5 protein-coding genes are annotated in these 8913 nt (G+C 39.5%); 1 reads left to right on the forward strand and 4 read right to left on the reverse strand.

Annotated features, from left to right (window positions below; translation table 11 throughout):
* Nucleotides 1-376: 376 nt before the first annotated feature.
* The 4 genes from FL972_RS16605 to FL972_RS16620 all read right to left on the reverse strand — a co-directional run bounded on the left by FL972_RS16605 (nucleotide 377) and on the right by FL972_RS16620 (nucleotide 7318).
* Nucleotides 377-1930: an alpha-amylase family glycosyl hydrolase gene (locus tag FL972_RS16605; RefSeq protein WP_144607054.1), complete on the reverse strand. Its 1554-nt coding sequence runs from the start codon at nucleotides 1928-1930 to the stop codon at nucleotides 377-379.
* A 177-nt stretch (nucleotides 1931-2107) separates the two neighbouring features.
* Nucleotides 2108-3169 carry a class II fructose-bisphosphate aldolase gene (gene fbaA, locus FL972_RS16610; protein WP_091655547.1) on the reverse strand — a complete coding sequence of 354 codons (1062 nt, stop codon included), beginning with the start codon at nucleotides 3167-3169 and terminating at the stop codon, nucleotides 2108-2110.
* Between the two features lie 141 nt (nucleotides 3170-3310).
* Nucleotides 3311-6109: an alpha-amylase family glycosyl hydrolase gene (locus tag FL972_RS16615; protein WP_144607056.1), complete on the reverse strand. Its 2799-nt coding sequence runs from the start codon at nucleotides 6107-6109 to the stop codon at nucleotides 3311-3313.
* Between the two features lie 174 nt (nucleotides 6110-6283).
* On the reverse strand, nucleotides 6284-7318 hold the full coding sequence (locus FL972_RS16620) for a SusE domain-containing protein (protein WP_144607059.1): 1035 nt from the start codon (nucleotides 7316-7318) through the stop codon (nucleotides 6284-6286).
* Between the two features lie 344 nt (nucleotides 7319-7662).
* On the opposite strand from FL972_RS16620, the gene FL972_RS16625 reads away from it, so the two are divergent.
* The gene (locus tag FL972_RS16625; RefSeq protein ID WP_144607061.1) at nucleotides 7663-8700 is read left to right on the forward strand and encodes a LacI family DNA-binding transcriptional regulator; all 1038 of its coding nucleotides are present in this window, start codon (nucleotides 7663-7665) and stop codon (nucleotides 8698-8700) included.
* Nucleotides 8701-8913: the final 213 nt, after the last annotated feature.

An 8913-nucleotide genomic window follows, 5' to 3' on the forward strand; every position in this document is an offset into this window, starting at 1 on the left:
ATATCTTTATAAGATCTTGAGAAATATCTTTGAATCTTATCGAGTTATTCCAATTATTTCGCCACAGGCGTATTCCAACTTATTTCTACTGTATTTCTACTAAAATCCCCCATACCCCCTTTGAGAAAAGAAGTCGTCCTATACTGAATTCACGTTTCCAAAGGGGGATTTGACCCGTATCTTGCCGAAGGCATATCTTCTCTTATCTTGAAAAATATCTTATCGATAAACTCGGGTTTAGGAATATTTCGCCGAAGGCGTATTTCTAACTATTTCTACTGTATTTCAACTTAAATCCCCCTCCCCCTTTGATTTTACTCGTCTTCCTAAACTTGTGCAATATTCCAAAGGGGGGATTGACCCGTTTTTCCATTTATCAATTTTTCAAATAAACCCTCGAAGCAAATCCTTTCAAATTCAAATTACCATTGACATTGATTCCATCGCCCAAGCCAAATATGACTTCTTTGTAACCTTCAGGAAGCTCTACCTCCACCTCTTTGGAACCAATATTGTGAATCACGAAAATCTCTTGGTCACCTGACTTTCTAAAGTAAGCCATCACAGATTTAGGGAATTCTTGCTCAGGTAAAATCAATTCTCCAACTGCTAGAGCCGGATGGGAATTTCTCAAGGCAATCATATCCTTATAATGATTGAAATAGCTTTTTGGATCTTCTCTTTGTAAGGCCAAAGGGGTAACCGTCTCATCAGTACTGTATTTAGGCTCTATCCAAGTAGCCCTCCACTGATCTTTTTCTTTCACATCCCATAAAAACGGTTCTCGAATATGCTCATCGGGCTTCAAACCCAACATTCCAATTTCTTCCCCATAATAAATATAGGGTGCTCCAGGCATGGTTAATAAAATGGCTGCCGCTTGCTTCATTTTGGATGGATCCGAACCCAGTTCATTCAATAAACGTGGCTGATCATGATTGGATGAAATGGTGGCATCAATAAAATTAGGCGTGATATTTTGGTAAAAGTCAATGATTTCTTTCTGCTTTTTCGCCAAAAGCATACCATCCTCTTTCTCAAATGCTTCTAAAAGGGTGTAATGAAAATCAAAATTGAATAGTGCAGGCAAGCCTGGCAAATAAGGAGCTACCACCTCTTTCTTATCGTAAACCTCTCCTACCAAGTACACATCGGGCTTGATAGCCTCCATTTTTTCTCGAAACTCCTTCCAGAAAGCATGATTATCCAAAGGTCTATCATCAGGGAAGATATGCTTTGCAGCATCCAATCTAAACCCATCCACACCTACTTCTTCCAACCAAAATCTTCCTATATCGTAGATTTCCTCTCTAACCTTAGGGTTATCAAAATTCAAATCCGGCATTCCTCCCCAAAAAAATCCATAATAATAATCCTCTCCTTGCCCCGGATCATGCCATTGACGGATATTGTCAGAATCAAGTGTAATGACCTTTTTATCCAAGAAATCAGCAATGGTATCTTTTTGAGCCCACACATAATAATCTCTATAAGGATTATCTCTTCCAGACTTAGATTCCAAAAACCAAGGGTGCTGATTGGAAGTATGATTGATAATCATATCGATCACAATCTTAATATCCCGCTTGTGGGCTTCTGCCAATAATCTCTTAAAATCCTCCAGAGTACCATAATCAGGATGCACGGCTTTGTAATCCGTTACATCATATTTATGATATGTCGGTGAAGGCATGATTGGCATAAACCAAATTGCATCAGCTCCTAATTCCTTCACATAATCGAGTTTTTCCGTTACTCCATTGAAATCCCCAATTCCATCCCCATTGGAATCTGCAAAAGACTGAACAAAAATCTCATAGGTCACTCCTGCTTTAGGCCAATAGTTTTTCACTTCAGGCTTTTCGTTTTGAGTACAAGCAGAGGCTATCGCAATTGATACCATGGAGGTTAATAAGATGGATGATTTCATAGGCGGTATTGGTTCAAAGTTCAGAGTTCAAGGTTCATCAGTAGCGCCTCTGAACGCTGAACATTGAACAATGAACACTTTGAGTTAGGTCATTTGATTTTCTTTAATTTACTCATCTTCAGTGGGATCAGGTCAATAAAAAAGTCACCGATTAAAGTGACTTTTTTGAGGTCTATTTTAGTTTTTATTGACCGCGTTAAGCATGTCAAAGGCCATTTCCAGGCGTTTCACGAAGTTCTCTTCGCCTTTTCTCAACCAAACACGTGGGTCATAATATTTTTTGTTAGGGCTATCAGCACCTTCTGGGTTACCCAACTGGGTTTGAAGATAGCCTTCGTTCTTTTTGTAATAATGAAGAACACCTTCCCACATAGCCCATTGCATATCAGTGTCAATGTTCATTTTGATAGAACCATAAGAATTAGCTTCTCTGATTTCCTCTACTGATGAACCTGAACCTCCGTGGAACACAAAGTTCAATGGCTTTCCGGTTGTTCCGTATTTCTCATTGATATAGTCCTGTGAGTTTTTCAAAATAATTGGCTTCAAGCTGACATTCCCAGGCTTGTATACACCATGAACATTTCCAAAAGCAGCAGCAATAGTAAACAAGTCACCAATTTGCTTCAAATGCTCATAAGCATAAGCCACTTCTTCAGGCTGAGTATAAAGTTTGGAAGAATCCACGTCTGTGTTATCAACTCCATCCTCTTCCCCGCCAGTTACTCCAAGCTCAATTTCGATAGCCATTTGAAGCTTTTCAAACTCTCTGAAATACTTGCAGGAGATTTCCACGTTTTCTTCCAAAGGCTCTTCTGAAAGATCCAACATATGAGAAGAGAACAAAGGCTTCTTGTGAGTTGCGTAATAGGCTTTGCCAGCTTCCAGCATGCCATCAATCCAAGGCAATAACTTCAAAGCTGCATGATCTGTGTGCAGAATTACAGGCACACCATAAGCTTCGGCCATCTGATGCACGTGATGCGCACCGGATACAGCACCTGCTATACTTGCCTGTTGCTTATCATTTGCTAATCCTTTTCCTGCGAAAAATTGTGCTCCTCCATTGGAAAACTGAATGATCACCGGGGAATTGACTTTCTTGGCTGTTTCCAATACAGCATTTACTGAATTGGTGCCAATGACATTTACCGCCGGCATTGCAAACTCATTTTCCTTTGCATAAGCATACAAATCTCTGAGCTCTTGTCCGTATTTTACTCCTGGTTTAAATTTCATCTGTTTATTATTTGTTTTTTAAAGGTCAGATGGAATGCCCTACCCCGATTTATCGGGGCATCCCCCTCCCTATCCGCCGCGGCGGACGGGACAAGTTGTGTGAGATTTTTCCTCATGGGCATTTCATGTTCTTAGGTTTGGTTAATCCTTAATAAAGCGCTGATGCAGCACCCGTCTGTTGTCAAACGCTTCAAAGATATAAATACCAGACTTAAAATTACCCAAATCGAATTCTAAAATCTGCTCAATGCCCCTACTTTCTCCTGAATACATTACTCTTCCGCTCATATCCACGATGCGATAATTGGCAGCAGTCATACCTTCAGGCAACTGCACATTAAGCTGTTGTGCTGCAGGATTTGGATAGAGTTTGAACTCACCGGCCGGGATTATTTCCTTAGGAACTGAAGTCACAAAATCTTCCTGAACAATTCCTGGACTAGGCTTAGGGAGCTTTTTACTGGTGAAAAGCACAAACTCAGAAGGTCTAAGATTAAAGCTTACAGTGGTACTGCTTACATTGAATTCCTCCCCGGTAAAGTAATTGTACCAAGTCCCAGTCCTAGGAAAAGAGAGGCTGACATTTCCTGCATTGGAAAGCCCAAAATTCCCGTGGAGAACCACATCCATATCCGGATGTTCCAAAACAATGGATTTCACCGCACCGCTAAGACTCAAACTGGATTTATTGGGTTTGTTGAAAGCCTGATGTTCCTTTTTCAACTTGATCATTTCCTGATATAATTTGAAAAGCCGCTGTCTTTGTGGCTGATCCAGATAATTCCAGCGGGTAGGTTTGATACCCAATCGGTCATTATTCAGCTCTACATCATAGCCAAACTCTCCAAACTGCCAGATCATTTTAGGTCCGGGAACAGCAAAGTAAAAAGCTGTCAATAATTGATTTCTGTTGACGGCGTTTTCCAATTGCTTGATATTGATGGGAGAAGTTTTTCCAAAATTTAGAGATTCCCACATCACTCTTTCCTCGTCATGGGATTCCATATAAGCAACTAAGTTAGGCTCGTTCCAATTTCGGTTTTTATGGGAAGCCCAGGAAAAGTCCTTATTTTCTCCTTTCGCCATTTCACGGAAATCGAAATTCATATTCCCCCAAAACATCAATCCATAATCTGCCAGCTCTTTTTCCTCTTCATTGGCCGCCAAGTGCTCCAAGATCACATAGGCATCGGGGTGATTGGCTTTTATTTTATCGTATATATGCTTCCAGATCTTGACTCTACTAGGGTCATATTGAGACCAAAGTCCAACATTGTCTCCAGTGTTGACTTGGGTGAATCCTTTGGATAAATCAAAACGGAAGCCGTCTACCTTGTATTCCGTCAACCAATAATTGTTGACCGAATCTACAAAAGCCTGGGTGTATTTACTTTCATGATTGAAATCGTAGCCTACATTAAATGGGTGTTTTGCCACCCGGTTAAACCAGGGATTGTCCTCAGTTGGAGCTCCATAATCTCCATCATTAAAAAGTCGAACCATGGGATTTTGACCAAAGGCATGGTTTAACACCATATCCAAAATGATCATGATTCCTTTTCCATGAGCTTCATCTATTAGGCGTTTCAAATCATTTTTGGTTCCGTAATATTTATCAGGCGCAAAAAAGAAGGAAGGATTATAGCCCCAAGATAAATTACCTTCAAATTCCCCTACAGGCATTAATTCTATCGCATTGACACCCAAGTTTTTTAAATAATCCAATCGATCAATAACTGCCTGGTAAGTTCTTTTTTCATCAAAGTCTCTAACCAATAATTCATAGATGACTAAATTCTCTGGAGAAGGCTTTTGATAAGTAGTATTTTTCCAGGCGTACTTATCTTGGGCTGTTTGTAGATAGGTAGCCTGAAATTCCGTTTTTCCGGTTGGATAGGGTTTTAAACCAGGATGCCTATTTTGTTGAATAATTTCCTGGTCATTGAATGGATCTGAGGTTTTGTCAGCATATGGATCTCCTATTCTAATACTTGCATCCACCAAATACTGAAAAATGTATTCTTGCTTTGGGGTCAAACCTTCCAATTTTAACCAGAATATTTCCCCATCCGGGGTTCTTTTCATTTGATACTCAGGCAAAACTTTCCAGTCGTTAAAATCTCCTATTACATGGGCTAATTTTTTCCCAGGCGCCTGCAAAGCCAAAATAACCTCCGTGTCAGAAATATAATTGATCCCTAATCTCGCTCCACTTGGCAAGGCTGCTACCTCTGAAGCTCCAAAAACTACGATATTTACAGACTCTGTATCTGTATTCGAACCCTGAACAGCCTTTGCCGTCAAAGTATAATTTCCCGCAGTCGTGGCTGTGTAAGCATACTCCAATACTTCCACATTACTGGCTTTTTTTACCTCGGTGCCATTCAATTCAAAACTGATATCAGCAGGAGCAGAAGTTTGTGCTTTAAAAGTGAAATTTTCGCCTTCTTCCAAAGAAATGGAGGGCCCACTTGGATTGGTAATCTGAACAGTAAATCCTTGCGCCAGGTCAACAAAAAAGTCTCCATTTGCGGAAGTTTTCCCTTCCTTGGTACCATCTACATTTCTAAAAACCAGCCCCAAACGATAAATGGTTAGACCATTTGGATTGTCAAAAAAAGTATCCGGTGTTAGTTCATAAGTGTAAATATTGGCCTGCCCAGCTACCTTAGTCATTTTGGCTTTTGGGTCATTGGTTCCCCACTGAAAAGGAACTATAGACCATGTTGTCGAAGCGGGACCTTGAGTAACCGCTCCTATGTGTATAAAAACATCGCAATTACAATCTTTTAAACCGCTTGTACCTTTTGATGCATCATAAATGATTTTGATTTTTTGAGACGCATTGGGTACAGCCGGCTCGGTAGTAACCTGAGCAAACAGGCCAGGATTAAAGGCAAAAAATACTAGGGAAACGAGAAAGAGTAGACTTTTTTTCATTGGGGAATTAATTTCTATTCAGCGGCAAAATAGCCTGTATTAAAAGGTGATTATAATTTATCCTGAGACTTCAAAATTCAAACTTTAATCTTCAAGGTAATGATTTCCTGAAATGGAAATAACCGACTAGAGTAGAAAATGACTCCAGTCGGTTTCTTAGAATAAAATAGCCTTTTAGTTCTTAGTCAATGTGTAAGTCACAGCTCCCGGCTCGGTAAAGTTAAGCGTCACAGTGTATTTACCCGCTTCAGCTACCTGAATGTTTGCTCCATCTGCAGTTAATTCACCATTAGCGCCACCATAATTATGGCTCCAGCTTTGATTGGCTCTAAATTTCATTTCGCCTTTCTTTAAATCAGCTGTGATTTTCAAAACATTGTTTTCTCTGTCAAACTGCATTTTGGTTTCAGAGTCCCAACCACCTGCAGTGGCGTCGCCGATGATTCCCCAGTAAAGTGGTTCGCTTAAAGTATAGGTTTTAGCAGCCAAATCAACTTTCATGAAGAAAGTCCCGAATTTGGTAACTTTGATATTATCACCATCTCTATCCAGCGTACCGTTAGCTCCATTGTCCCCATAATTAACATCCCAGCTATTGGTCTCATTTACTTTGAATTCACCGGTACCTCCAGGTAAAATGTGTACATATCCTTCATAAACATCATCGAAATTCACAGATTTCAATACCGTCATTTCATTTTCCGGATTCCATCCCTGATAATCTCCAGGCACATACATTAATGGAAAATCTACCTCAGTATTGAAGGGAGTAACTGCAAGAGTCACCACCTCTCCGAAAATTGGAGATAGAGGCTGATTGATTGTTGACTTTACACGGAAGTCTACATTTACTGGCACATCAAAAGCTGCACCCTTAGCGATTAATTCATCATTGATCTTGGAGGTAAGTACTTCGATAATATTAGAAGTGCTACTTCCCAATGCAATTGGCTTCGCGAAATTTGCCCCAGCCAAATCCATTTCCAAAGAATAAGTTACTGTGCCTTGCATTCCAAAATCAGCAGCAGTAACGGTAAACGGAATCAATTCTTCAGGGTCTTGGGAATTTAAAACTAAACTTGATCCATTCGCAGGGCTACTCAAAGTGGCTCCCGTTTGTGGAATAATTGGAGGCATTTCGTAATTGTCACATCCCCAAATCACAGGAATTATCGCTGCAATAAGGCTTAATCTTTTGAATGCTTTCATAGCGTGTAAGAGTTTGTAATAGATTTTGGTGTTTTTGTTAATGTTTTATGAATTCTTGGAAAAAGACAATTTCAACTCTTTAATTCTGGGTTTTTCAAAAGGAGTTATGTCTTAATCCTTTCAAATAATAAGTCAGGAAAAAAAAGAAAACAATAGAGGTTGGCTTAAACCCACCTAATTTTTTATTGCAATCGTTTGCGTCAACGTTTGCATTTCAAAAGATTTTTTTTACTTAATTCCTTTGGTTTCAGTATTTTGGTGAAAATCAAAAAAAATGGCGGTTATTTACTCATTCATTTTGGATCAAATAACCTTATATTCAATTCTGGGAATATTATAATTTTATGAAGATTGAACAAGCCACTATAAAGGATATCGCAAGGGAGCTAAATGTCTCTTCCTCTACTGTTTCGCGAGCTTTGAAAGATTATCCGGGAATAAGTGATGAGACCAAGCGTAAGGTAAAAGAGCTTGCTAAAAAGCTGAATTACAGGCCCAACGCCATTGCACTTTCCTTAAGAAAAAGTCGGTCTTTTACCATAGGCGTGATAATTCCTGAAGTTGTGCATTTCTTTTTTTCCACCGTAATATCCGGAATTGAGGAGGTAGCTTACTCCCGGGGATATAATGTGATTTTGACTCAAACCAATGAAAAATTAGACAGGGAACAATCAAGTATTGACACCATGCTTTCCAATCAGATTGATGGTTTTTTGGTGAGCTATTCAAAGGAAACAAAAGATTTCAACCACTTTTCAAGATTATTGGATCAAGGATATCCCATAGTCTTTTTCGACCGAGTTCCAGAAATTCCAAATGCTATCAATGTGATGGTGGATGATTATCAGGGTGCCTTTGATGCTGTTTCCCATTTAATCACCCAAGGATATTCCAGAATTGTCCATTTAGCTGGTCCCAAAAATCTAAAAATCAGCCAAGAACGGGAAAGAGGATATAGAGATGCATTAAAAAATTATGGAATTGCCATTAACGAAGAACTGATTGTGGAATGTCCTATCGGAACTAGTGATGAGGGGCAGAAAATCACCAAATCACTACTGGATAATCTCAAGCAAAAGCCTGATGCCTTCTTTGGAAATAATGACATGGCAGCTGTAGGAGCCATGCTAGCATGCAAAGCGGCGGGATTACGAGTTCCAGAAGATGTAGGAATCGTTGGTTTCAGCAATTGGCAGTTTTGTTCCATGATAGAGCCAAGCCTATCCTCTGTGGCCCAGCCAGGATTTAATATGGGTGCCAAAGCAACCGAGATGCTACTCGACATCATCGAAAAGAAAGTGAATCCTGAAGAGGTGAAAGATGCCTTGACTTTGGAAACAGAGTTATTGGTTAGAAAGTCCTCTGTGAGATTGAGGGGGTAATTTGATAAGATACTTTTTAAAGATATTATCAAGATATGCCTGCGGCGACATATTTATCTAGAGAAATACAGTAGAAATAGATAGAAATATGCCTAGGCGAAATAGTAGAAAAGATACTTTTCAAGATAATTTGAAGATATGCCTTTGGCAAGATACGGGTCAATTCCCCCTTTGAAAATGTAAATAAGGTTTAGGACGAAAGCTTTGTAAAAG

Origin of the sequence: Algoriphagus algorifonticola (assembly GCF_007655305.1) — a bacterium.
GTDB lineage: Bacteria > Bacteroidota > Bacteroidia > Cytophagales > Cyclobacteriaceae > Algoriphagus > Algoriphagus algorifonticola.

Excerpts from the sequence above, each read along its gene's own strand:
- FL972_RS16620 (WP_144607059.1), bottom strand. The coding sequence starts at position 7,318 with ATGAAAGCATTCAAAAGATTAAGCCTTATTGCAGCGATAATTCCTGTG.
- FL972_RS16605 (WP_144607054.1), bottom strand. The coding sequence starts at position 1,930 with ATGAAATCATCCATCTTATTAACCTCCATGGTATCAATTGCGATAGCC.
- fbaA (WP_091655547.1), bottom strand. The coding sequence starts at position 3,169 with ATGAAATTTAAACCAGGAGTAAAATACGGACAAGAGCTCAGAGATTTG.
- FL972_RS16615 (WP_144607056.1), bottom strand. The coding sequence starts at position 6,109 with ATGAAAAAAAGTCTACTCTTTCTCGTTTCCCTAGTATTTTTTGCCTTT.
- FL972_RS16625 (WP_144607061.1), top strand. The coding sequence starts at position 7,663 with ATGAAGATTGAACAAGCCACTATAAAGGATATCGCAAGGGAGCTAAAT.